Source organism: Halalkalicoccus sp. CGA53, assembly GCF_036429475.1.
GTDB lineage: Archaea > Halobacteriota > Halobacteria > Halobacteriales > Halalkalicoccaceae > Natronorarus > Natronorarus salvus.
This window is the reverse complement of the sequence record NZ_CP144125.1, coordinates 3,473,493-3,498,287: the sequence shown is the minus strand read 5'-3', so window position 1 is coordinate 3,498,287 and position 24,795 is coordinate 3,473,493. Positions and strand designations below refer to the sequence as shown.

General features: G+C 59.4%; 21 protein-coding genes and 3 pseudogenes. 13 read left to right on the top strand and 11 right to left on the bottom strand.

The window, feature by feature from the left end:
- Positions 1 to 53 precede the first annotated feature (53 nt).
- The 3 genes from V2L32_RS19665 (at position 54) to V2L32_RS19655 (ending at position 2,884) form a co-directional block, all read left to right on the top strand.
- The gene (locus V2L32_RS19665) at positions 54 to 1,499 is read left to right on the top strand and encodes a sulfatase (RefSeq protein ID WP_331234299.1); all 1,446 of its coding nucleotides are present in this window, start codon (positions 54 to 56) and stop codon (positions 1,497 to 1,499) included.
- Positions 1,500 to 1,856: 357 nt separating this feature from the next.
- On the top strand, positions 1,857 to 2,597 hold the full coding sequence (fabG, locus tag V2L32_RS19660; protein WP_331234298.1) for a 3-oxoacyl-ACP reductase FabG: 741 nt from the start codon (positions 1,857 to 1,859) through the stop codon (positions 2,595 to 2,597).
- Positions 2,594 to 2,884 (top strand): hypothetical protein, encoded by a 291-nt coding sequence (locus tag V2L32_RS19655; protein ID WP_331234297.1) that lies wholly within the window; start codon positions 2,594 to 2,596, stop codon positions 2,882 to 2,884. Before fabG ends, V2L32_RS19655 begins: the two co-directional genes overlap by 4 nt.
- Before the next feature lie 36 nt (positions 2,885 to 2,920).
- Here the strand turns inward: V2L32_RS19655 and V2L32_RS19650 are convergent, their stop codons facing one another.
- Both V2L32_RS19650 and V2L32_RS19645 read right to left on the bottom strand, forming a co-directional pair.
- Positions 2,921 to 4,072, bottom strand: coding sequence for a glycosyltransferase family 4 protein (locus V2L32_RS19650; RefSeq protein ID WP_331234296.1), 1,152 nt, complete (start codon positions 4,070 to 4,072; stop codon positions 2,921 to 2,923).
- Positions 4,073 to 4,751: 679 nt separating this feature from the next.
- A complete protein-coding gene (locus V2L32_RS19645; protein ID WP_331234295.1) occupies positions 4,752 to 5,735 on the bottom strand; it encodes a M14 family zinc carboxypeptidase in 984 nt (327 codons plus the stop codon).
- 610 nt (positions 5,736 to 6,345) lie between these two features.
- Here V2L32_RS19645 and V2L32_RS19640 point away from each other — a divergent pair.
- Positions 6,346 to 7,755 (top strand): APC family permease, encoded by a 1,410-nt coding sequence (locus V2L32_RS19640; RefSeq protein ID WP_331234294.1) that lies wholly within the window; start codon positions 6,346 to 6,348, stop codon positions 7,753 to 7,755.
- Between the two features lie 334 nt (positions 7,756 to 8,089).
- On the opposite strand, the gene V2L32_RS19635 is transcribed toward V2L32_RS19640, so the two are convergent.
- From V2L32_RS19635 to V2L32_RS19620, 4 genes are all read right to left on the bottom strand, one after another.
- Entirely contained in the window at positions 8,090 to 8,284 is a 195-nt protein-coding gene (locus V2L32_RS19635; protein WP_331234292.1) for a hypothetical protein, read from the bottom strand.
- 12 nt (positions 8,285 to 8,296) lie between these two features.
- On the bottom strand, positions 8,297 to 8,422 hold the full coding sequence (locus V2L32_RS19630) for a hypothetical protein (protein WP_331234291.1): 126 nt from the start codon (positions 8,420 to 8,422) through the stop codon (positions 8,297 to 8,299).
- 131 nt (positions 8,423 to 8,553) lie between these two features.
- The gene (locus V2L32_RS19625) at positions 8,554 to 8,979 is read right to left on the bottom strand and encodes a VOC family protein (protein ID WP_331234290.1); all 426 of its coding nucleotides are present in this window, start codon (positions 8,977 to 8,979) and stop codon (positions 8,554 to 8,556) included.
- A gap of 257 nt (positions 8,980 to 9,236) precedes the next feature.
- Positions 9,237 to 9,989, bottom strand: a complete 753-nt coding sequence (locus V2L32_RS19620) for a hypothetical protein (protein ID WP_331234289.1) — start codon at positions 9,987 to 9,989, stop codon at positions 9,237 to 9,239.
- Between the two features lie 509 nt (positions 9,990 to 10,498).
- Between V2L32_RS19620 and V2L32_RS19615 the strand changes: the two genes are divergently transcribed.
- From V2L32_RS19615 to V2L32_RS19605, 3 genes are all read left to right on the top strand, one after another.
- On the top strand, positions 10,499 to 11,011 hold the full coding sequence (locus V2L32_RS19615; protein ID WP_331234288.1) for a GNAT family N-acetyltransferase: 513 nt from the start codon (positions 10,499 to 10,501) through the stop codon (positions 11,009 to 11,011).
- A gap of 406 nt (positions 11,012 to 11,417) precedes the next feature.
- On the top strand, positions 11,418 to 12,122 hold the full coding sequence (locus V2L32_RS19610; protein ID WP_331234286.1) for an AzlC family ABC transporter permease: 705 nt from the start codon (positions 11,418 to 11,420) through the stop codon (positions 12,120 to 12,122).
- Positions 12,123 to 12,467, top strand: coding sequence for an AzlD domain-containing protein (locus V2L32_RS19605; RefSeq protein WP_331234285.1), 345 nt, complete (start codon positions 12,123 to 12,125; stop codon positions 12,465 to 12,467).
- 565 nt (positions 12,468 to 13,032) lie between these two features.
- Here the strand turns inward: V2L32_RS19605 and V2L32_RS19600 are convergent.
- From V2L32_RS19600 to V2L32_RS21195, 4 genes and pseudogenes are all read right to left on the bottom strand, one after another.
- A complete protein-coding gene (locus V2L32_RS19600) occupies positions 13,033 to 14,055 on the bottom strand; it encodes an LLM class flavin-dependent oxidoreductase (protein ID WP_331234284.1) in 1,023 nt (340 codons plus the stop codon).
- Between the two features lie 470 nt (positions 14,056 to 14,525).
- A complete protein-coding gene (locus V2L32_RS19595; protein WP_331234283.1) occupies positions 14,526 to 15,314 on the bottom strand; it encodes a CPBP family intramembrane glutamic endopeptidase in 789 nt (262 codons plus the stop codon).
- A 334-nt stretch (positions 15,315 to 15,648) separates the two neighbouring features.
- On the bottom strand, positions 15,649 to 16,434 hold the full coding sequence (locus tag V2L32_RS19590; RefSeq protein ID WP_331234281.1) for an ABC transporter permease: 786 nt from the start codon (positions 16,432 to 16,434) through the stop codon (positions 15,649 to 15,651).
- Positions 16,427 to 17,337, bottom strand: a pseudogene (locus V2L32_RS21195) (ATP-binding cassette domain-containing protein). Before V2L32_RS21195 ends, V2L32_RS19590 begins: the two are co-directional and overlap by 8 nt.
- Positions 17,338 to 17,730: 393 nt before the next feature.
- Here V2L32_RS21195 and V2L32_RS19575 point away from each other — a divergent pair.
- The 4 genes and pseudogenes from V2L32_RS19575 to V2L32_RS19560 all read left to right on the top strand — a co-directional run.
- Positions 17,731 to 17,976: pseudogene (locus V2L32_RS19575) on the top strand (PIN domain-containing protein); the annotation flags it as partial.
- Between the two features lie 430 nt (positions 17,977 to 18,406).
- A complete protein-coding gene (locus V2L32_RS19570) occupies positions 18,407 to 18,691 on the top strand; it encodes a PadR family transcriptional regulator (protein WP_331234278.1) in 285 nt (94 codons plus the stop codon).
- A gap of 471 nt (positions 18,692 to 19,162) precedes the next feature.
- Positions 19,163 to 19,816: a helix-turn-helix domain-containing protein gene (locus tag V2L32_RS19565; protein WP_331234276.1), complete on the top strand. Its 654-nt coding sequence runs from the start codon at positions 19,163 to 19,165 to the stop codon at positions 19,814 to 19,816.
- 722 nt (positions 19,817 to 20,538) lie between these two features.
- A pseudogene (locus V2L32_RS19560) lies at positions 20,539 to 20,652 on the top strand (IS6 family transposase); the annotation flags it as partial.
- A gap of 296 nt (positions 20,653 to 20,948) precedes the next feature.
- Here the strand turns inward: V2L32_RS19560 and V2L32_RS19555 are convergent.
- Complete coding sequence (locus V2L32_RS19555; RefSeq protein WP_331234275.1) at positions 20,949 to 22,235, bottom strand: OCRE domain-containing protein; 1,287 nt, start codon at positions 22,233 to 22,235, stop codon at positions 20,949 to 20,951.
- A gap of 229 nt (positions 22,236 to 22,464) precedes the next feature.
- Between V2L32_RS19555 and V2L32_RS19550 the strand changes: the two genes are divergently transcribed.
- A complete protein-coding gene (locus tag V2L32_RS19550) occupies positions 22,465 to 23,988 on the top strand; it encodes a S1C family serine protease (RefSeq protein WP_331234274.1) in 1,524 nt (507 codons plus the stop codon).
- A 78-nt stretch (positions 23,989 to 24,066) separates the two neighbouring features.
- Positions 24,067 to 24,762 carry an Hsp20/alpha crystallin family protein gene (locus V2L32_RS19545; RefSeq protein WP_331234273.1) on the top strand — a complete coding sequence of 232 codons (696 nt, stop codon included), beginning with the start codon at positions 24,067 to 24,069 and terminating at the stop codon, positions 24,760 to 24,762.
- Positions 24,763 to 24,795 lie beyond the last annotated feature (33 nt).

Below are 24,795 nucleotides of genomic sequence, written 5' to 3'. Positions count from 1 at the left end.
GGATACTTCACTGCAGCTCGTGTACGACAGACAAGAGTAACCCACCCCTCGTCATGACCTCCAACATCGTCCTGATCGTGATGGACACCGCCAGAGCGGACGTCTTCTCTCCCGGAAACGACGCAGCACTCGAGCCTCCGATCGCGGGACGACGCTACACGAACGCGTTCGCGAGCGCGCCCTGGACGCTCCCGTCCCATGCGGGGCTCTTCACGGGGACGTACTCCTCGAAACACGGCGCACACGGCGGTCACAAACGCCTCTCGGGAAATCTCCCGACGCTCGCGGAGGCACTCGGCGACGGGGGCTACGAGACGGTCGGCGTCTCGAACAACACGTGGATCAGCGAGGAGTTCGGTTTCGCCCGCGGCTTCGAGACCTTCTACAAGACCTGGCAGTACGTCCAGACCGAGACGGACCTCGGCGAGATCGCCCGGACGAAGGAAGGTACAGAAAAGCTCCGGGGCGTCGCGAAGAAGATCCTTGAGGGAAATCCGCTGACGAACCTCACGAACGCGGTCTACGGCCAGTTCTTTCGACGGCGCAGCGACGAGGGTGCGCGCGCGACCAACGAGTGGATCGACGACTGGCTCACGGAACGAGCGGACACCCGTCCCTTCTTCCTCTTCGTCAACTACCTCGAGCCACACCTGGAGTACCGACCCCAGAAACAGATCGCCGAGGCGTACCTCCCCGACGGCGTGAGCTACGAGGAGGCGATGGAGGTCCCACAGGACGCCTGGGAATACATCGCGGGGAACCTCGAGATGGGCGAGCGAGAGTTCGATATACTGCGTGGGCTCTATCGCGCCGAACTCGCCTATCTGGGAGAGCGCATCGACGAGTTGAGGACGTCGCTCGAGGCGGCCGGCGAGTGGGAGGACACCGTCTTCGTCGTCACCGGCGATCACGGCGAGAACATCGGCGACCACGGTCTGATGGACCACCAGTACTGTCTCTACGACACGCTGTTGCACGTCCCGCTGTTCGTCCACGGGCCGTCGTTCGACGAGGGCGAAGACGACCGACTCGTCCAGCTCACCGACCTCGCACCCACACTGCTCGACGTGGCCGGAATCGACGCGGTGGGGATGCGAGAGGAGGTTCAGGGCGTGTCCTTCCATCCGGGGGGCGACGCCGACCCGAGAGAGCACGCCATCGCGGAGTACCTCTCGCCACAGCCGTCGATGGAGGCGCTCGAAAAGCGCGTCGGTGAGATCTCCCCCGAGGTCGAACGGTACGACCGATCGCTGCGGACGATCCGTTCCGGGGAGTACAAACTCGTCCGTGGCTCCGACGGTGCGCGCGAACTCTATCGCGTCGCGTCGGACCCCGGGGAACGGGAGGAGATCTCCGGGGAGCGACCGGGGGTGGTTGCGGACCTCGAAACACGTCTCGACGAGTGGCTCTCCTCGTTCGAGCACGCCGACGCGTCGGGCTCGGTCTCGATGACGCAGTCGACACAGGACCGCCTCGAGGACCTCGGCTACCTCCAGTGACCTCTCAACCCCTCTCCCGGACGGCGACGGACCCCCACCGTCGGTGAGAGACCCGAAACAAACCGACGAGCGCGACGAGCGTCGCCGCGAGAGTCCGACCTCGAGAGGGTTCGGCCTTCGCAGGTGGGACCGGACGGAGCCGGCAGTCGACGCGGAGGTGTCCGGCCAGCGCGCCGTGGGCGAACGAAGCGGGTGACTGGAGTCGGCGTCACGGGTGGAGGCGGTCCCTGGTGCGCACTGTCGTATCAGGCAACACTTATGCTCCTCACCACCGATTCTGTTCCTAGAAAAGGACTATCGGTTGATATGTAGAGGGTCGTCGAGCGGGTGACGGTCGGTTCTTTTCGGAGAGTGACAATGAATTCACACCAGCTGTGCGTAGTGACGGGAGCATCGAAAGGGATCGGACGCGCCACCGTAGAGGCGCTGGCGGGCGAGAAACGGACCGTCGTGGTCAACTACCGGCGGTCGGAGGCCGGGGCGTACGACGCCGTCGCGGCGATCGAGGACGCGGGCGGGACGGCCGTGGCGATGCAGGCGGACGTGACGGACCCGGCGGCCGTCGAGGGGATGCGCGATCGCGTCCACGAGCGAATCGGGCCTGTCGACGTCCTCGTCAACAACGCGGGCGTCACCGCCGACACGACGTTCGGACGGATGGACCGCGAGGACTGGGAGCGCGTCATCGACGTCACCCTGAACGGGACGTTCGCCTGTACGAAGGCGTTTTTCGACGACATCAAATCGTCTCCGCAGGGGCGGCTGATCAACGTCTCGAGCGTCATCGGGAAACAGGGCAACTACGGGCAGGCGAACTACGCCGCGGCGAAGAGCGGGCTGTTTGGCTTCACCCGGACGCTCGCGCTCGAACTCGCCGAGAGCGGGTCGACCGCGAACTGCGTCGCCCCCGGCTACACCGATACGGAGATGGTTCGCGCCGTCCCAGAGGACATCCAGGACCGGATCAGGGAGGAGATCCCGATCGGGCGGTTCGCGACCGCCGGGGAGGTCGCCGAGCTGATCGCGTTCCTCGCGAGCCCTCACGCGTCGTACATCACCGGCGAGACGATCGACATCACCGGGGGGCTCGACCTGTGAACGGCGACTCTTCGCTCGTCGGCGGTGAGGACGAGACGCGGGGACGGTCGACGGGCGGCGGGCGGCCGGGACGGAGTCCACCGCCCGTCCCCGAGACGCTCCGTTCGCCGAGCGTTAAGCTCGTCTATCTCTGTCTCGCCGTCGGCGGGCCACAGACGCCGGGGCTGCTCCGCGAGCGGCTCGGCCTTTCACTGCTCACGCTCTATCCGCTGCTCGGGCGCCTAGTGGACCAGGGCCTCGTCGAACGCGTCGAGGGCGCGTACGCGATCCGGGACGACGACCGGTGAGTCGGGGCGAACTCCGTCGAACCGTGCCCATTGCGTTTACCGATACCGACCGGCGGTCACCGGTCGCCGACCACGACCGTCCGCGATCCGCGCCAGTTCGTCGGTCGTCCGCTCGACGGTCTCGCGCCACTCGTGGTTCTCTTTCACCCGCTCTCGTCCGACCAGACCCGCGTTCGCGCGCGTTTCGGGATCGCCCACGTAGGACTCGATCGCGCGTGTGAAGCCATCGACGTCGTCGACCGGTGCGGTCTTGCCGGCCCCGCCGAGGACGCCCTCGACCTGGTCGAGCGAGGAACAGACGACAGGTATCTCCGACGCCATCGCCTCCAGCACCGTGCGCGGGACGCCCTCCGCACGGCTCGGCAGCACGAGGAGGTCGCCCGACCGATAGAGCGCCGGCATCTCGTCGTACGCCACCTGCCCGAGAAAGACGACTCGGTCGGCCAGTCCCCTCCGCTCGGCGTACTCGCGCAGCTCCTTGAGCATCGGTCCGTCCCCACAGATGTAGAGGTCCGGTCTCTCCGAGCCGTTCAGCTGCGAGAGGGCGTCGATGGCGACCCTGGGACGCTTTCCCTCGACGACCCGGCCGACGAACAGGATCGCCTCCCGGTCGGTGTCGATCCGCTCGCTCGTCGGCCCTTCGGGGGCGAACTTCGTCGTATCGATCCCGTTCGGCACCACCGAGATCTCGGTCTCGACGCCGAGCGACTCCAGACGCGCCCGCTCGACGTCGGTGTAACAGAACACGACGTCCGCCTGATCGAACGTCCACCGGCCGACCGTCCGGAGATACCGGTCGAAGACCCACTCGGGGGCGTTCTGCGAGTAGAGGCCGTGGTTCGTGATCGCGAGCGGCGTCTCCCCACACCGGCGGGCGAGCGCCGCGAGGTTCGTCGAGAAGTAGAGATGCGAGTGTGCGTGGACGACGTCGAAGTCGTCGGCGGCCGAGAGGTGCTGGGCGAGGCCCAGCGAGATGTCGTTGCCGAGCGCGTCGAGCGTCGCCGGGTACCGGACGACCGTGTAGCCCGAGCGGCGCTCGACGTGCGGTCTCGATCGATCCGCCTCGATCGTCAGCACCGTGACGTCGTGGCCCATTTCTGCCTGGTCTCGGCTCAGCGCGTGTGCGTGGTACGCGCCGCCGCCTTTCACGTCCGGGTAGATCGTCTGTGCGACGCGGAGTATCCGCACGGCTACGACCTCTCGATGGCGATATCGATCGCCAGTCCGTTGCTCGGGGTCCACGCCTCGGCCTCCACTCCCGGGGACACTACTGACTCATTCCTTCACTCTTCCATACTGACTCGTCTCTTATGAAGTGCGTGGATCGTCCGTCGTGGGGGTTCACGAGAAGGGCTCGATCGTCGACGAGCGGCCAGTGTTCGACCGACTCGGGTGGTCGATACCTCGTCTCTGACGAACCGCCTCCCAAACTGTTGGAGGGACCACCTCTGTGAAGTCTTTCAGCTATACTCGTGATCCATGTGTGGAATAGTCGGCTGCGCCGACCCGGCAGAGAGGGAGAGCGCAGTCGAGATCCTACGGAGTGGACTCTCGGCTCTCGAGTATCGAGGCAGGGATTCTGCACGCCTGCGCTCACCCGTGGTGAACTAACGACCGCGAGACGTCAGGGGAACCTCGTTTCGCTCGATCAGGAAGGACAGCGAACGCTCTCAGGCAAGAGTGTCTCCCGTCTCGCGGAAATCCAAGTACAGCTAGAAGATGGGAAGCTCACGGAAGCTCGACGTAAGCTCCGCTTGTTCATCCAAGACGTGGCGGACGAGGATCAACTCGAGCAATCGGTGAAACCATACAGATAAGCGAAAACGAGCTACAGCAGCAAGAATGGGGGGTTTAAATCGACTGCTGTTTACTCCGTCGTGGACTCGCCGCCCCACCACGGCCAATCGCCGCGGTCGCCGCGTGGCGGAATTTCGTCGACTCGATCGGGATCGCGCTCAAAGAGCGAGCCGTCCGCGGTGTCTTCAAGGATTCCTCGGTTTTCGTTACGCATGATCCGGATCATTTGCCCCTCCATACGTTCGCCGCGGTCCCACGTTTGTCCTGTCATCTCGTTCAGGATGCTGCCGAAACCACGAACGCCGTATGCGTTTCGCGCGATATTCGTCCCAGTCCCACCCGGGTAGACCGACAGTTGGGCATTGGCCTTTCCCTGCGCGTGGTCCCACATCGAGACGTTGAGTCGCTGGGAGAGTTCAACCGCATCGGGGTCCGCCTCAGATGCGATCGGCCAGAAGTTCGACGAGTGATGCATATCGCCCGGTACCTCCTTCTCGTCGTGGTACATCCCGCTCTGGGTATGCAGGTCTGAGACCCATAGTGGCTCCAGGGGGACAACGTAATCGATCATCGCTTGAGTTTCGGGCGATGGGTTGTCGTCTGCACCGACCTCGTAGTGGTGTTGGCGGTTGGGGTCGACGCCGTCGGCGTTGGCCCGCTGATTACGCATTGCCCCATCAGGGTTGTGCATCGGCAGGACATGAACCGTCAGTGCATCCGTTACGTTCCTCGCGAAGGGAGTTCCCGACGTCGCGAGTTCTCGGAGTTCTGCGAGGATCGCGTTCGTGCCCGTTGGTTCGTTTCCGTGTTGCTCGGCTGTGAAGAAGACATCCGTCTCACCGCTACCGACGCGGGCCACGGTAAGCTCGCGCCCTTCGAGGCTCTCGCCGATGTCTTCTAGTTCGAAACTCCGTCGCGCTCGTCGGTCAAGGCCGTCCAAGAAATCTTGGACCTCTCCGTGGGTCAGGAACCGCCCTGTCTCCTCGCGTGGCCACGGCTCATCCGCGCTCACGACGTTTGTTCCGAGCGCTCCACCGCCTACGATCGCGCCCATCAGCTTTAGTGTAGTACGCCTCCTCATGGTACGATCAATCCACATTGCAACGTATATTAAGTCTTGTTTGCTATATTAAATAGTATGTAGTTAGAATATTCCTGTAACATTCAATAGTAATATTGTAGAGAAGTCAAGCAAATCCCCAGAACGATTGTATTATTCATTCTCGGAAAGACGGAGGTATTGGAAGAAGAGTTACGTGAAACTGTGTTAAAGAACACGAGAGTACATATAAACGAGAACTTACGCTGCTACTGGTCTCTGGGCGCACTATTGAACGACGACGACTGGTTCGCACCTGGCCAAAAATGCGTTTCGCGAAGTATTAGGATAACCTGCAGGTGTCGATCGTAACCTTGCTTGAATTCTTTCTTCCTCAAGAACGCTACGGCTTCGAGCGTGAACAGGGGTACCGTTACCGACGAGACTCCGGGCCAAGCAACATGCCTGTGCACGACGTCGGTCATCGTTCCACTTGGGGTCCCCACCTCGCGTACCCGATCATTCCAGCCTCGGTGCGTTCTTGGTACCTGGTCGCTGCAAGCACAATAGACATGATAGACGCTGACCCTACTAGGGTAGCTCTTAAGCCGAATTAAACCACACAATGTCGAAAACAACACACAGTGGGCTCTCGAAGACGTTATCTTCCAAAGAAGTACTGATACTTTCCTTCGGAGCGATGATCGGATGGGGTTGGATCATTCTGACGGGGGAGTGGATCAACGAGGGAGGTCCCTTAGGAGCGATCGTAGCGTTCCTGATCGGAGGAGTCGTCGTCGGGGTCGTTGCCCTACTCTATAGCGAACTCGCCTCAGCCATGCCGTTGGTCGGTGGAGAACACGTTTACAGCCTTCGTGCTCTCGGTCCGCTTGGGTCATTCGTGTGTACGTGGGCGATTATTTTCGGCTACGTTACCGTCGCCGCTTTCGAAGCAGTAGCTCTCCCTTCTGCGATGTCGTATATCGTTCCAGGCTTTGATTCGATCGAACTGTGGTCTATCGCAGGCGAACCCGTCTACGGAACGTGGATATTCGTCGGCGTACTCGGAACTGTTGGTGTTACATATCTGAACTACATCGGGATTCGACCTGCGGCACAGTTTCAGATAATCATGACGATCGTGATCGCCTTTGCGGGAGTCGTTCTGATCGCCGGCGCAGTAGCCGGTGGACAACCCTCTCCGGACCCCTCATTCGGGATCGGTACTGCAGGTATCTTCGCTGTCATCCTCATGGTACCGTTCATGTTCGTCGGGTTTGACGTCATACCACAATCGGCGGAAGAAGCCGACGTCCCGCCTCGAAGACTGGGGATGTTGATCGTCTTCTCAGTCGTTCTCGCTGCACTGTTCTACATGGCTGTTATCTGGGGAGCTAGCCGTGCACTTCCCGGAAGCGAACTCGTCGAGAGTCCGTTGCCCGCTGCTGAGGCGATGGCAGCCCTCTATGACAGTCAAATGATTGGCCAACTCATGGCGTTCGCTGGGATCGCAGGGATTCTGACGAGCTGGAACGCGTTCGTTATCGGTGGAAGCCGGGCTCTCTTCGCCCTTTCCGAGTCCGGTATGCTTCCTGCCTCACTTTCCAAAGTTCATCCGAAATACAACACACCGAGTAACGCGATTGTTCTCGTCGGAGGGCTCTCCGTGCTCGCGCCTCTCTTCGGAGAGCAGATGCTCACATGGGTCGTGAACGCTGGCGGGTTTGGAATCGTCGTTGCGTGGTTTCTAGTCGCTGTGTCGTTTCTCGTCCTCCGGTACCGCGAGCCAGGGATGGACCGGCCGTACAGAGTTCCAGGAGGGTATATCGTTGGCGCAATCGGATTGACTATGACTGCTATTTTCGTCTTTCTCTATCTACCGTGGGGCGAGTCAGCCTTGCTGTGGCCGTATGAATGGGTGATCGTCATAGGCTGGTGTGTGCTTGGCGTGGTACTGTTCATGCTATCTGGAGGATCGACAGCGAGAGCAACTGAAGACCTCGCAGAAAAACTCCAGTCCCTGGAAAACGACTGATCGAAACGTTCGGATTTTTAGCGTACTACGGACGTGGTGTACTGTCTTCGAGCGAGAAACTGGCGAACCCGATCAGGAGGTCGAAGCCAGATGAGGGACGTGCCTCCTGAGAGGCGCGATCGGGCCGGGTGTCTCGATGGCAAGGGGTGTATGCGATGGCCTCGATCACACCGCAGTTGGAGTCACACACGATCCTATGTCAACTGTTCTCATTGCGGAGCGCCTGGGTAAGAACGGACTGCGGACCGAGTCACTCCATGCCGTGTGATCCAATCGAATCTGTGGGCCGACTAGGAAGGCTCGACAGTTTCGGGTTGAAGTGGAAACGACTGAACTACACACGAACCACCTCTCCGGCGAGCGTACCGGCAGCGGCTAACACTGCGAGTCCGAGGCAAGCCCACAGCAGAACGAACCAGAGCGCCCCACCGAAGTACCAGAGGACGAACGCGAACGCGAGGATGACGCCCGCGAGGCCGACACCGTAACTATCGAACTGTCTGGTTCCGAGCGTGTAGTCGAGTTTCATGGCTTTCGCACGTCACCGGAAGCTATTCTTGCTGTTGTCCAGCCCGTCCCCTCTGTCTACCCGCGGGCAGAAGTACGCCGCCCCAGCGCCTGAGGTTCCGACGACGTTCCCCTTCTCGACGGGGGTATCGTCGAGCATCGATCGGTGGTGTCACCTTCGATCACACCAGGTACGACACGACGAGGATAAACACATTCGGGTCAATATGGCTACGATTGCGTACAACTACGAGTACCGCGGGAGTCACGACGGGGTTGGTGACAGCGGGTCTATCCTCCGGAGACCAGTCCGACTCGGTTTCCTTCGGTATCTTTGATTATCGCGTAGTGGCCGCCGTGGTCCGGGATCGACTCTTTCGGGAGAACGACTTCACCGCCGGTCGATTCGACTCGCGAGAGCGCGTCGTCTAGATCACCGTCGACGGTCAGATAGACCACCACTCCGTCGTCCGACGGGGTGTATGCGATCGTCGCTCCACTCTCGGCCGTATACTCGTTCGTTTCGACGATCATTCCACTGACCGTCATCTCGTCGGCCTCCTCGCGGGAGTGGAACATGCCCGCTCTCCCGTTGTTCGCTTCGTCGAGTTCGGGTTCGTGTACGTCGATACCGCGATCGAGGACGGTCGAATAGAACTCGATCGCTCTGTCGAAGTCGACGCTCGGGAGTTCGACCCAGCTGAATGCGTGTGTCATGGCCTGTAGCCTCACTTTTCGGAGGAAACCCTCCGATAGAGTGGAGGCGATCGGAGGGAATATAGACGCGCCAAGCGGGGCGAAAGTGAACGATCTATCGATATAAAATCACCAGGAATGGGAGGGACGTAATCCGGAATAGCGAGGTGTAAGCGCCTGTTCGATCTTCGATATAGGGATGTGAGAGACGTTTGAACACGGCCCTCATCAACTGGGCGATCTGATTTCGGTGTCGTGGGTCGGTCCCGATTCGAATTTCAGTGTGGAAGTGGGGGGCCGAAGCGGGCGTAACTCCCCGCTCCCTCCCGGTGGTCCCCCTCGAGCTGCCACCACTCTCCGGCGGGATCGGGTGTGACGCCGAACGTCGTAACGTACGTCTCGTAATAGTTCCCACTCCACCCGAACGTCCACCACGTGTTCGCTCCCCCGTGCCGGACGACCAGGCTCAGTTCGACGTCAGCGGGACCACCGTGTTCTGCGTACGCCATGCTGGTGACACTGTACAGCCGGGTATCTGGCCGGGGCTCGAACGAAGAGTCGATATCCTCCATATCGTACATCGGTGAGAGAACCGGCTCGGCCCCGCGAGGCGCTTTCGTCTCTATCGTTCGCTCCGAGTGGATCGTCGATTCGAAGACGAGCTCGTCGGCACCGGTAATCTCGGAGATGGTGATCCTGAGCATGGGTCCGTGCTCGGTATCGACGACGTCGTACTCCCAGTCACCCACTCGATCTTCGTACGTGTAGAGGCTCACCTCCCCGATGTCGACGTCGTCGTTGTGTACTGGTACGGGCGCGAAGAGGACGAGATCTTCCGTCGATCCGTCTACGTAAAGCGTCATCTCGTAATCGTACGATGATTCGTACGAGTCGTAAAAGAGGAAGGCTCCGAACGCGTACAACGCTCCAAACATCAACAGCACCAAGACGACCACCGCACCGAGGGCAAGAGCGATCTTGACCCCGAGACGTCGGTCTCTAATTGTATCTATCCACGGGGAGACTGCCATCCCACGAATCGGTGGACGGATTATATAGTCATGTCGAACGTCCACAACTATGAAGGGACGACGATACAGATTCGTGACGTAACCACTACTGAGTCGTGACCGTCAGTGAGTCCGATGATACGCGATCGCCCTCGTCGTAGGCTCACCGCCGAGTCGATTCACCCACCACACGAGTGGTGTGAATTCTCCCGTCGTGGTGAACCCACCCTCCGTATCTCGCACGGCATTACGACAGGAGATCGTCAGCTCGTCGACTTTCTCCTCGTTGGACAGTGCCTACCAGTCGTCGACTGTTTTCGAAACGCCGGGACCATACTCACAGGGATCATCGTAGTCAACTGAATCTCTCGGGTACACGTGTCACCGATGTCGCTCGGTTCGAAATCGGAGAAGTATGACCTTCTACGATGATCCCTATTAGATCGTGCATTCTGCTCAGTCGGTGCAATTCGTTCAGGAGATGATGCTATGTGAGGACGTCACCTCTTTGAACGAAGGTGGACCGGCTAATGGCGACTACCGGAGAATCCGTCGATACGAGCACAGCCACTCAGACTGAAGAGAAACATCTCCTCACCGCCCTCACGCTGGCCTTTACCACGGATCCCGGGATACGTTGGTATTTCACTTCACCTCCCACGTACCACCGCTACTTTCCGGAGTTTTCCATGGCGTACGGTGGAAAAGCGTTCGACCACGACACGGCGTATTACGTCGGCGAGTACGTCGGTGCGGCCCTCTGGTTACCGCCCGGCGTGCAACCTGAGTACGACGAGATCGGTGCCGTCATGCAGAAGGCCCTCTCGGAGGAGAAGCTGGTACTGCTGGACGAATTCATCGAGCGGATCGAGGCCAGCCACCCGAGCGAGCCGTTCTGGGAGTTGACGGTCTTAGGGGTCGAACCCGTCCAGCAGCGACGGGGACACGGGAGTCTCCTCATGAAGCCGGTACTCGACGAGTGTGACCGCGAGGGAACACCCGCGTTTCTCATCTCGAGTAACGTCCGGAACCTCCCGTTCTAATTCCGCCACGGGTTCGAGATCGTCGATACGGTTCACCTCCAGACGATGCCACCGTTCTTCCCGATGCGGCGCGATCCACAGGGGTGAACGCTTCGCTTCGTACGACCGTGTCCCCTCATAGGTGGTTTTCGGGAGGGGATTAATGGGCGGTGAACACTTCGCTTAGTACGACCGTGTCGATTCCTTTCTCTGTATCTCGTACGCGTTCTCTGGCAGCTGGTAGAGAGACCGAACAGGTCGTGTAGGTTGGACGGGGCGGACGCAGTACGAGTTAGAGATCGCTCACCGTGCCCTGGTGATCGCTCCCAAAGCGTCTCCACACTAGCTCCTTCGAGTCCTTTTCCGGAGCCGTCAGACCTTCCGATCCTCGACCTGCCATCTCTCCTCTTCGTTTATCGTCTCAGCCATGCTACAAGGTGGCATCATGAAATTCCGGGAAGATTTTCTATCGGGGGCCGGGGACATGGCGCCGTTGTTACCGGCTGGGGCGATCGTCGGACTCGTCACCGGGATGGCGGCGACGGCGATCGGATTGTCACCGATCCAGACGATCGCGATGGCCGTTCTCGTCTACTACCCGACCGTGATGTTGACGGCATTCTTGCTCCTCGAAACGGGAACGCCCGGCGTTCTCGTCGTGGTCCTTTCGCTCCTCGTCGACGGCGGACGGGGTGTACTTTACAGTCTCTCGCTGGCGCCGTATTTTTCGCGGTTTTCGACGGTGTGGAAGTGGTTTCTCGCGTACTTCTTGTGGACCCCGGTCTACGCGTTTTCGATCGAACGATACACGTCCGAACCAACGACCAGCAGACGAGGCTACTATCTCGGGACGGCTGTCCCGCTCTGGATCATCGTACAGCTGTCGGTGATCGCCGGGGTGTTCTTCGGACGGGGCGTGCCGCCCGAATGGGAGTTGGAGTTCGTGATCCCCCTGGCGTTCATCGCTCTCCTGATGCGATTTATCGAAGATCGACCGACGAAGGCAGCGGGGGTGGCTGGTGGCGTGCTCGCCGTGGCGGCGGCGGGCGTCCCGATGAACCTGGGCATTCTCGTCGCGGCGATCGGAGGGACGACCATCGGTGTGGTCGTCAGCAGATGGGGGAGGAGGTAGATGGCACCGCTCGAGTTCGGAGCGGGTTTCGTGTGGCTGCTCATCGTTGCGCTCGCGGTCGGCTGTTTCGCCCTTCGTCTCTCGTTCATCCAGCTTCACGGGTGGGTGATCGAGTTCCCGCCGGGGGTCGAACGAGCGCTGGTGTACGTCCCCCCGGCGATCCTCGCTGCGCTGGTCTTTCCCCAGCTGTTCGTTCTCGACGGATCGGTCGTCACGGCGGTGGTCAACGAACGGGCCATCGCCGGTGGGGTGGCCGCGATCGTTGCGTGGCGAACGGGGAGTATGCTGGCGACGATCGGGGTCGGGATGGGAGTCCTCTGGGGATTCCGACTTCTTCTCGGGTGATCGGGGCCAGCGACATCAAATTACCTGAATACAGGTGCCCGCGCCGCGATATTTTCACTCCACCACAGTGGAATGCTACGGGCTTTCGAAGAGCTACCCCCGGAGCCGAGAATCGTAGTGGAACCGTCGCCTCGAGGTGTACCAGCCGACTGGAATGAAGTGAAGCTGGCTCACTCGAATCAACAACAAAGTGACGTCTCTCGATGAGGTCGGCCAAAAAGCTCATTTGAACGAGACTGTTCGAGTCATGTAGCCTGCTCGGGTAGACCAGCTCCCGTGGATCACCGCTAAAGCCCCGTGATCTGTGCCTCTGGCATCCGGTCCTACCCGCTCAGGTGCTCTTTCACTCCCGTTAGAACGCGGCTGTGCTCACGTTCGCGTACGAAGACGGTTCAACGGGGGAGACGTCTCCGACTCACCTACCCGGTCCATCCGAGTGGCACCCCGAGAGTGGCCGCTCGTCCTCGAGGCCTGTGGCGAGGAGCAGTTCTCCCCAGGACGGATCGAAGTGCCGTTCGATGCCTGCTCTCCGGTAGACTCCTGACTGCTCGTCAGCACACCGCTCTCACGTGAGTCCGACGCCGTCAGCCAGGAGTTCGTGAGACCGGAGCGCGTCGTCGTGATCCGCGACGATGTGCTGGACCATCACCTCGTCGACGCCGACACGGTCTGTGAGCTGTTCCAGGAGACCGGCAAGCGTCTCCTTGCTTCCGGAGATCGCCCGTGGCCACTCCTCGGAACCGAGCTTTGTAGGCGTCGGTTCGGGCACCCCACCCAGTTCGTCGACGGCCTCCTCGACGGACGGCCTCGTTCCGACGACCCCTCGTTGCATCCGCTCGTACGACGCTTCGGCCACCGCACGAAGCCGTGTCGCCTCCTCGTCGGTCTCGGCACAGACCGCGTTCACCGCGAGCATCCCGTCTGGCTCGTCGACACCGCCGGCCAGCCGCGAGGGCCGGAACTCCTCGCGATACGTCTCGAACGAGTGGGTGGCGAACTGTGGCCGGATGAACGCGGCGAAGCAGTACGGGAGTCCGAGTTCGCCGGCGATCGCCGCACTCGACGGGCTCGATCCGAGCAGCCAGGGGACGGGAGTACCCCGACCCGAGCGTGGGATCGTCAGGTCGCTGTAGGGATGCTCGTCTGGAAAGTCGTCGTAGAGGTGGGTGACGACGGCCTCTACCTTCTCCGTGTGATCCTCGTCGGGGTTCTGGACGTGGCGATCGGTCCCGAGTGCGTGGTCGGCGGCCGGCGACCCGTTCGCCCGCCCGAGACCCGCGTCGATACGCCCGGGAGCGAGCGCGTCCAGTACGCCGAACTGCTCGGCGACTTTGAACGGGCTGTAGTGGTTGAGCAACACCGCTCCCGATCCAAGCCGAATCGAGTCTGTCTTCGCGGCGAGATGGGCGAGCAACACTTCGGGGGTCGTGCCGGCGATGGAGTCCGCCATGCCGTGGTGTTCGGCCACCCAGAACCGTTCGTATCCGAGCCGTTCTGCCTGTCGGGCGGCCTCGACGGTGTTCGCGTACGCATCACTGGCGGTGCCACCCTCGGGAACGGGAGAGAGGTCGACTACAGAGAGATCCATGGCCCGATTCGGTGGCTGTGAGGGATAACGATTCGGTTCGCTCTGCGTCGATACCTTCGAGGTCAGGGACGCGGTCGCACTCGCGGTCAATCGTGACTTCCAATTCACGATATTGAATTCTACGTTGAAATAGTAAAATAGTCTGGCGAAGGAGCCGTCGTATGGACGCCGTCGAGAAGCTCGCTCGCATTCGGGCGGTCGCGATGACGGTTTCATTCCGGTTTCGAAGGAGTCTTTACCGGCGATACTGCGGCCAATCGTAATCACCTACTGTAGGTGCGATCTCCACTGTGTACACACTGCTCGCAGCACTGGGGCCAGCATCGTTGATGCTGACCGCTGTGTCACGAGCAGGTGCGCACTGACTTCTAACGGTCGCGATAGCTCACTACGACCGGATAATCGAGTTCGAAGAGCAACGAGTTGCCTACAAAGGGCTGAACTTCACCGTCCTGGACATCCTGAGTAACTCACGTCCACGGCGACAGCGGGCGTCCGTTCGTGATCGGTTCCTCTGCAATAATTTTGTCGTGGACGATGCAGAGAGCAGTGACGAGCAGTGCAGCACCGATGCCGGCGACGCCAACGGGAGCGGTCAGGAGGTTTCCGGCACCCGTGAGGTAGATCAGCGAGAGCGCTCCCAGTCCGTTGAACGACCCGTGGAGGAACGTTGCGGCGAGCACAGATCGAGCTCGGACTGTCAGATACGTGTAGATCGGAGCCATCGCGATTGTTGCAACGGTCATCACGAACACGCCCACAAGCGGTGCATCGGGGAAGTTGTGGCCCTGAAGGATAATCGGAGCGTGCCAGATCCCCCAGATCGTTCCCGTCAGTATCGAGACCTTCCAGAATCCAAGCGGTGCGAGCTCCGTGAGCAGTAGCCCCCGCCACCCGAGTTCTTCGCCAAGTGCCGCAAGGGCGTTGATCGTCAGACCCGCAATGAGGCCCTGAACGACGAAGAGAACAGCAAGCGGAACTGGCACCCCCTCCAGTTGCGTGACCGCCTCAGCGGCTTGTTCCTCTGTCAATCCCAACTCGAGCAGATACGGCGCGTAGTCTGTCGTAAACGACACGCCCGGAAGGACGATTCCGGTACCGATCGTGGCGGCGACGAGAGCGATCGGCGTTATCCACGCTAGTCCAACCCAGCGAAGCCGACCCAGAGCCAGTCCACAGCCCTCTCGGATAGACTCTCCGTGCCAGAGCTGGGTTCCGATCGCAGCGAACGCCGGTGCCCACATGAAAACGACGACCACGAGTACGAGTCCGGCGAGCGTTCCGAGTTCGATTCCGACGAGATAGAGGACGAGCGCGCCGGTCTAGGAAATACCGAACGCGAGCGCGAGAAAGAGCCCTACTTTTCGAGTGTGTATTCGAGACTCACTCGTTCCCCGCCCAGAAGTCACATGAGAATCCATATCCTTACTTTTACGTCGGATATCTTAACAGTGGTTGGTGACGCGGCTTCTTTATTCAAAACGAGGCATGAAACCGAAATACTGAATTCGGAAGGCACGTGGGCGTACAGACCATGTTGAAGGTTGCAGAATTTAGAATCTAAACGATTTTGCTATTGGAACGCTCTTACAGCTATAGATCCCGACGTTTGAATAATATTATTCCAGCAACAAATAACACGACAAATACACCAACTAAGACGAGAGAGTGAATCGGATCGTATGACCCGTCAATAAGGATAGGTGTCGGTTCGTAGTAGTGGGTGGGACTGAGATACGCGAGCCAGTCGTAATCGCCCGTCCCGCTTACCACGGACTCACCCAACCAGAGAAGGAATATCAGTCCGATCGCCCCGCGTTCCGCGATTGATGCCCGATCAACTACCACTGACAGGATCATTCCGATTGCAGCGCACACGAGGAAATACGGGATCGAGAGGGCGTGCACCATGAACAAGCGGGCCGGATCGATCGACTCACCGATAGCGATCACCAATACGTAAATGACGATCCCTACGACGACGTTCAGTACCAGCAATGGGACGAGCAATGCGATGAATTTCTCGGTGAGGAGTTTGGCACGGGAGATCGGAAATACAGCGAGGAGATCCATTCGTCCCCGTTCGATGTCGGTTGCGACGAGTCCTGCCCCGGTATACGCGAAGTAGGTTCCCAGCCCGAGCAACCAGAGGAACGTGTAGATCTGTCCACCCAGGAATCCTTCGATGGTACCTAATTCAGCAATGCCGAACGCTTCGATCATCGCGGGCGGCATCTCCTGAAAGAGATCCTCGATTTCGGCTCCCTCCCAGACGGTAAAGTACCAGACGATGAACGCAGAATACAGGCTCAGCCCCACAGCCAGTATCGCAGTCCCACGTACCCGCCGCTTTCCCTCGAATCGTGCGGTCTCAAGCATCAACCGACACCTCCGAATTCGGGGCCGATTCGTCCCCATAGTAGTGCAAGAAGATGTCTTCGAGCGGCGGTTCGCCGATGTCGGCTTCGAGGATGTCGTGCTTCGATAGCTCTCGGAATAACGTGTTGTATTCGCCAGTGTAGATGAACTGCATTCGGTTGTCGAACTGATGAACGTCGATGACTCCGTCGAGCGCAGCCAGCGCTTTCTGGCCTTCCTCTGTGGTCTGTACTCTGACGCGTTTCCCGCTCCGGTTGAGGAGTGTTTCGATCTCTTCCAGTTCCACAAGTCGCCCGTCTCGGAGGATACCGACTCGGTCGCAGATCTGGCGCACCTCGCTCAGGATGTGCGAGGAGAAGAAGATCGTCGTTCCCCGATCTCGCTCTTCGCGGAGGAATTCGTTGAATCGCTCCTGTTTCAGCGGATCTAACCCCGAAGTGGGTTCGTCGAGGATTACCAGATCCGGATCGTGCATAAACGCCTGGATGATTCCCAGCATTCGTTTGTTTCCACTGGAGTACCCTCGGACGGCACGCTTGAAGGGGGTGTGAAGAGATCCAACAGTTCCGCTCGGCGAGTATCTCCTTTGACAGACGCGTGATAGTCGAGTATCTGCATCCCGGTCAGTTCTTCGTTGAAGCCGAGATGGTCAGGTAAATATCCGATCTTCCGTTTCGCCTCGATCAATTCGGACTCGTTGCGGATATCTGCACCGAGGACGGTTGCCGAACCGGATGTCGGGGATAGGAGCCCGAGTAACGTCCGTATTGCCGTCGTTTTACCCGCACCATTTGGTCCGAGAAACCCGAACACCTCCCCGGAATCAACGGTGAAAGAAAGACCATCGATCCCCCGGACGTCGCCATAATACTTCGTGAGATCCTCGACCTCGATCGGCGCCATGACGCATTTCGGCTGTCTGATAAAATAATCGTTCTGGGTATCAGCTGGCTGTCAGACCAGAAGGAGGAGTCATTGAGCCTCTAGGCGCATCACAGCCGAGTGATGCGCCTCATAATCGGGGTTCTGGGAGTGGTCACGACACTGTTCCCGAATGTGTCAGAGACGTCTTCGAAGGGGTGGCGATAACGAATTCCGGGGATTCATCGACTCGGTCGTGGTTCCGTTCGTCGATACGAGCGGAAGGTGTGCTCATCGCTGTCGCCTGTTTGTTCGGCGGGAGGGTGCACGCGTAAAGGATGAACCTGACCGGTTTGTTCGGCGCAGTCGTGTTGCTGTTCCCAGATGTGCATCGAAAGATCGCCACGACAATGATGCACGCGCAACCGACACGACCTCGCAGTCGATACCTATCGACGTCTCACCGAATCCGCCGGCTTCGAGATCCACCACGCCGCACAGAAAGACTTCAGGGCGGCGACCGAACTCTTCGAGACGTACGAGACGCTCGCGTTCGGAGATGCGACTATTCTCGCGTATATGCAACGGGAAGGGATCGAGTATCTCTACAGCTTCGACGGGGATTTCGACGTCGTCGATCGGATCACTCGACTGGATACCGCAACGAATCCGGATCAGTGAGCTCGTCCCCTGCTTCATCGATTCCTCGCACCTATTTGATCGGACCACGACCTGCGGGTAAGGTCCGAGGACGAACACGCTGTTCTCGACGTTCTCTACCTGGATTATTGACCTGTTCGAGGAGGCCGCGCCCGAGTGTCTTCGTCGATACGAGCGAACTCGATCCGTTTCGAGACCCGAGGAGGTCGTTGCTTGGCTCGAAGCGCTCGCGTGACCGTGTTCAGTTCGTCTACGAATCGCCCGATCGATCCTAGAAAGAATTCTACACTGGTGATCCATGCCGCAGAACGCGTCGGTTCACCGTTCGGGTGGCGACGTCCCCACAGGCGTATCTCTTTACGCACCAGGGTGCGTCTCTGGCCGCAGTTTCCGCGTGAGTATCGGTCGGATCCTCCACCACTTTATATTTCCGCGTGCCGTACTACTCGGTATGAACGATCTGACGGCGTTCCAGCGAGATCTCCTCATGGTCATTGCGGGCCTCGGCGACCCTCACGGCCTTGCGATCAAAGATGAACTCGAAGAGTACTACGACGACGAAATCCATCACGGACGCCTCTACCCGAACCTCGACGCGCTGGTCGAGAAAGGACTCGTTGCGAAGGGGTCACGTGATAAGCGGACGAACGAGTACACGCTCACCGAACGGGGAGAGCGAGAGCTCTCCGCTCGTCAGGAGTGGGAAGGGCAGTACGTCGAATCGATGACCGTGTGATCGGTACGTCCGAGGACCGGTGAGCGTAGAACGATACTACACGAGGTACGGTATTCTCGCGTGATCGCGACGAACATCCATCGCCTTCGCGCTGTTTACACCGTTCTATCCGGCGACACTCTCTATTCGGATACGCAGCGATTCACCTCGCACCCCGACGCCGAATCGAACACCGTGGGATACCTCCTCGACGTAACTACTCGGGGAGATCTCGTTCGGTTCGTTCCATCACGATCGATCGAGGTCACGTTCCCTCCCTCGGGTGGGCATAGATAAGCCATAGAATTCTCCAGCCACCTCGACTCGAACGGGGTCACACCGCTCACAGTGTGGATAAGTAGACGGGGGATTCACTGCGTGGGTAATCGTCTCCTGGTTGTTCCATCGCTCCCCTGCGTAGGAGCGTTTGAACCACCGAGAAGGCGAATCGCGATCCACCCACCTTATCGTGTTAGACCCAGTAGAGTGTGGATGGCTACGATCGCGGAGTTCACCATCCCTGTCGAAGGGTTCGCGTTGGGTGAGTCGATACGGGACGCACCGATCGCGGAGATGGAGATCGAACGTCTCGCCGCGCACGGCCCGGATCACGTCATGCCCTACGCGTGGATTACGGCCGACGACTTCGATCGCGTCGAGCGGCTCTTCGAGGAGGACCCGACGGTCGATAGGTTCAGTCTGGTCAGCGAAACCGAGGACGCCCGACTCTACCAGATGGACTGGATAGAGCGAGCAGAGGTACTCATCAATATCCTCACCGAACAGGAAGGAGTCGTGCTATCGGCGGTCGCCTCCGAGGGAATCTGGAACTTCCGAGCGCTCTTTCCCGAACGAGAGGCGCTTTCTCGGGCGTACGACTACGCCGAAGAGCACGGTATTCACCTCCAGATCACCGCGATCTACAGCATGGAGGACGAGCGGGAGGGCCGCTTCGGTCTCAGTGAAGGTCAGCACGAGGCGATCAGGCTCGCCACCGAGCGTGGCTTCTACGACGTCCCTCGGGGGATCTCACTCGAAGAGCTCGCGGACGAGATCGGGATCTCACACCAGTCGCTCTCCGAGCGTCTCCGACGGGGACAGAAGACACTCAACGTCAACACCGTTCTCGTCGGCGAGTTCGAGTGATCGACACGAGAGACGAGTACACGATGGTGAGCGGCTACCCGGCCCACCTCGAACGGAGACGATACAACGCGGTACGGGTGAGGAACTTCACCTCGCCTATAGATCTACATCTTAAGCCATCACGGCCGTCGTGATAGGATCCGAGCGGAAATCAATTCGGACATAGTGCTTCCAGGTGTCCGTGAAATAATACATCGAACTTATGATACCGAATCCCCTGATCACCTAATGACGTGTGGGGGTCGGGAATCGGGTGTGCACAACGAGCACTGATTTCCCTCGGAGAGCGAACACTCGCAACGGCCCTACCCCACCTCGCTTCGATACCGAATACCGGTCGATCGATCTGATCCTCCCTCCGCACCGAAACTCGATTCACGATCCGAGACATACACACTCGTAATTCGGGTGGAACCGAGGAACCTACGCTATGTCACGGTACGACGATCTCTTCGACGAGACGGCCAACAGGGAGTAGAACGATCTGGACCGAGGGGACTTGCTCGCGTGCTTTCCCGCCGCTTGTGAGGCTGGAGGCCGACACCGCACACCGTCATCGAGGGTATCAGTCGATTCGATCGTTATTCAACGCGGCAGATCGGATCATACGCCGTCCCTGAGCCAAGAGTCAAAGTAGCGTCAACGCTAACGTCAACGTAGCAAGGGAATTGCCGACGAACAGATCGAGTGAGTGAGACAGTGAAACGAAAGATCGAACGGGAGTGAACTATACTGACCGAAATCTCATCGAGCAGTGGTTTCACACCCTCAAAATCCGCTTCGAGCGTTTCCATAACTCGTGGATTGGCTGTCAGTCGAGCGCAGGTGAATGTTGACAATGCTCTTGCGTAACACCTTGTTGATGGAGCGCAGTCTTGCGGTTTTCCGCCGAATACCAAGAATTGAGCGATGGGTTACGAACCGCTCAACATCCCGAGTCCGGCTCAGCCAGTGACGAACCGAACTGTATCAACAATCCTCTACGGAAGAGCGAGTGAACAATTTGGCATTACTACAACCGCCAGACCGCATCACACGCCCGATGAAAAGACTCAAACGGAGGGTGCAGAGTAGACAGTGTCTCCACATTGGATTCGACATGTATACGATCGGCGCCCGGCTACGAGTACGGTCAGACGCCGGTGTCCACCGGCACGGTCTGGTAATAGGGATCTCCCATCGCCTGCTGATCCATGATCCATCGCTGATCGAGTTCGTACTGAGACAACCCCGGCACAGGCGACCCGGGTCCGACGGTGATAGGAGTCGTGTAGTAATCGGGGGACGAGTCGGCGAGCGGTGCGGGATACACTCCCGATTCGAGTGCTCCTGGCATGCCTGCGATACCGACGATCGAACCCGCGAGCGACCCTCCTTCACCCATCCCAGTGAAGCCGCCAACGGTAATCGTAGGAGCTTGAACCGGTAGGCCGGTTGCGAGGTCGATCAACGCTCCGGTAGCTGGGTCGAACGCGTACGTGGCGCCGGTTGACAGGTCCATGAAGACCCCCGTCGTAGAATCGTAAGAGACGTTTCCGATCGCAGGCCCCATGTCGATTCCACCAATCGTGATCGTAGAATCATCGATTGGCTGTCCAGTTACGCTGTCAATCGGTAACCCCGTAGTCGCATCGTACATCCCACCGGTCGATGGATCGAAGAGGACGTTCGTGTGGGGGTTATACATCAGACCGGACGCGTCCGTGAACCACCCCGACAAACTATCGTAGTATCCTCGCGCGAGGCCGGTAGTCGGGTCGTAGACCATCCCGCTCATCGGATCGTAGCTCTCACCAGTCATCGGGTCGTAGACGGCCCCCGACGAGGCGTCGATGTACATCCCGGTGGCGGAATCGTACGTCCAGCCGTCCGCATACCCGTAGTTGGCTAGTTCATCGGTCGACCAGTTCCCGGAATAGCCGTCGGTCCAGCCGGTCGCTGGATCGTAGACCATTCCGGTCGCTGGATCGTAGCCCTCGCCTGTCGTCGAATTGATGTAGGTACCGTATGTATCGTCGTATGACCATTCAGATACGCCGTACCCGTCGGCGTACGAAGTTGCGGATTGCGAGAGTGCGGCGTATTCGGTCGCTTCAGCAGGTGTAGTTGCGTCGGTCACCGATAGATCGGAACCCTCGCCCTGTCCGATTACTGCGTCGTCGGTACCGTATCCGACACTCGCATCGGTACTGGTCGCCGACTCTCCGGTCTCGTACCCGTACTCGATCGGATCGTACCCCTCAGAGAGCTGCTCGACGGGACCGACGTCATCGTAGCCGTAGTCGGTCGGCTCATACCGGTGGAGGTTCTCACCTGTCTCTACATCGTCGAATCCGGTGCCGTCGTCAACGTACACCTCGGACGCCTCATCCACGCATTCAATCAATTCGCTAAGCAGTTCCAACACTTCGTCACTCACTGATATCGAGAGGTCATCGAAACGGATAAAGTCCACTATTTATCATTCACTAACCGAGTACTCAGCTATTTCAGCCGGCCGTTCTCCCGAACTGATAGATTAGATTGCTCGAAAACCTACATAACAAATAGTGATAATGCTTATGCCATTGGCAATCCTGTATTGATACTTAAAAGTCTCGTACGACTCGGGAGAGGGTGGTGAGTAGAGTACAGAGCGCAGAAGATAAATGAACGACCAACACGATACACATGGGAGTGGGTACACAAAGAGCGTACGCCGCAGAGAAATCCTTCAGTTAGTAGCAGCGGCTGGCGTCCTCGCGGGAACGGGATGTGTCGATGCTGTCACCGGGATCATCGATGCAGGTGGTGCGAGAAACGTCGACGACGCGCGAGCGGCTGTCATTCGGATCACCACCGAAGGCACCTACGCAGAGCACGGTGACGACGTGATGCTCGGTGCCGGCTCCGGATTCATCGTTGACCCGTCGGGGATCGCGATCACGAACAATCACAACGTCGCCGGTGCCGTTACGCTTCGGGTTTTCGTCGGCAGCGAGCAAACACAGTACGACGCGACTGTACTCGGTGTGTCCGAGTGTGCGGACTTAGCGGTGATCGATATCCAGGGAGACGGATTTCAGCACCTGAGGTGGTACGACGGCGACCTCGAAACCGGAGATGAAGTCTGGGCGCTCGGGTTTCCGGGCGGGGATCCGTCGTATACGACGACCCACGGTACGATTACGGGATTCGAGTCCGCTCCAACGAGCTGGGCCTCGGTTGATTCGGTAATCGAACACACCGCCCAGCTCGAAGGGGGAAACTCGGGTGGACCGTTAGTCGATAAGGATGGTCGCGTCGTCGGGATCAACTACTCGGCGATCGATCCGATCGACGCCTTCAGTCACACCCAGAACTTCGCGATCGACGTCCTCGTCGCGAGGGATATCGTCGACCGCCTGCGTGAGGGAGAAGACGTCCAGACGCTTGGGATCAACGGTTTCGCCGTTCCAGCCGACGGGAGCGATCCCGCAGGAATCTGGGTTTCAGCAACGACGTCCGGTAGCCCCGCGAGCGATGCCGGAATCCGACCCGGAGACATTATCACTGCGATCGAACGGCTCCCGATGGCCGGCCAGGGGACGATGGAGGAGTACTGTAACGTCCTCCGTACCCGTTCGTCCAACGATGTACTCGCCGTTAGTGTGTATCGGGAGGGCGTGGTGCTAGAAGGTGAGATCAACGGACGAGAGCTCGAGCCGGCCGAGGTTACGATCGGTGAACCCGAAGTCGATGACGCCTACGAGGAGTACGTCGTTATCACCGATGACACCGGTGCCATTCAGGTCGCGGTCCCATCCGAATGGTCAGAGGTCGATGGCCGCTCGACGGAGTTCGGCCCCCGCCTCCTTGCCGCACCCGACCTCGATCAGTTCACTGATACGTACGGGGGTCCGGGTCTCGCGATCTGGCTCGAGGACGCCAGCGCCGATCCCGGCGCAGTACTCGATTCCCTCACGCACACGGCCTGTACAATCAACGAACCGGTCGAATACGCCGATCCGTTGTACACGGGGGTGGCTCGAGAACTCACCACGTGTGGCGAGGCCCAGTCGACTATGGTCCACATCGCCGCCAGACCGGCCGACGGGTCATACGTGATAGTCGTCGAGGTGCAACTCGTCGAAGCCCGTGACTTGGATGCGCTGAACCACATAGCGGACACGTTTCAGGTGGTCGAGGTGTGAGACCATCGGTACATCACGTGGTCATAGGCCGTCGAGGCGGTACGGATCGGGGAACGAACGTCGAGGATAACAATCAACATGAACGAACAAACAACCGAATCGGAAGGATCGAACGGCAACGAGGCCAAACTAGAAGAGATCGTCGATGAACTCCACCACAGATTCGAGGAGCTGGCAAGCATACGGGAGGAGGTCGATCGAATCCAACAGCAACTGCGGATCCTTTCCGCGAGGCAACAGACGATCGAGCAAACGGCCGAGTCGCCTACGAGCGCACAGTATCGACGACCAGTGCCCGGAGCATTCAAGCAGGCGCCAAACGGACGTCCTCCGATTCCGGGAGGACCCGGAATGCAGGGATCTAGACCGGTCGGGACCGGGATGGCGATGGGCCGGCCCCCGCTCCCTGGCCTTCCGAGGGAAGGACCACGAGGCGGTCATCGAATCCCCGTCGATATTCTGAATCACGACCAGGAGGTTTCGGTCGTCGCCGATCTCGCGGGGTTCGAACGCGAGGACATCACGCTTGGGTTCACAGAGGGCGTGCTCCACATTCGAGCAGCACGTTCGGGAGAGGACGAAGACATGGCAAAAACCGAGGGGAGAACCCCCTACGTCCGGAGAGAGCGGCAACCGATCGTGCTTCGTTCGATTCCGATAGCTGAAGCCATTGACGACGAGAGTGTCAGCGCTACGATGGCAGAGGGCGTTCTCACCGTTCATCTCCCCAAAGACACTGATGGGGCTTCCACTCATCGGATCGAGATCGACTAAGGGGATGAGATGACTGAGAAAAATACACCGGGA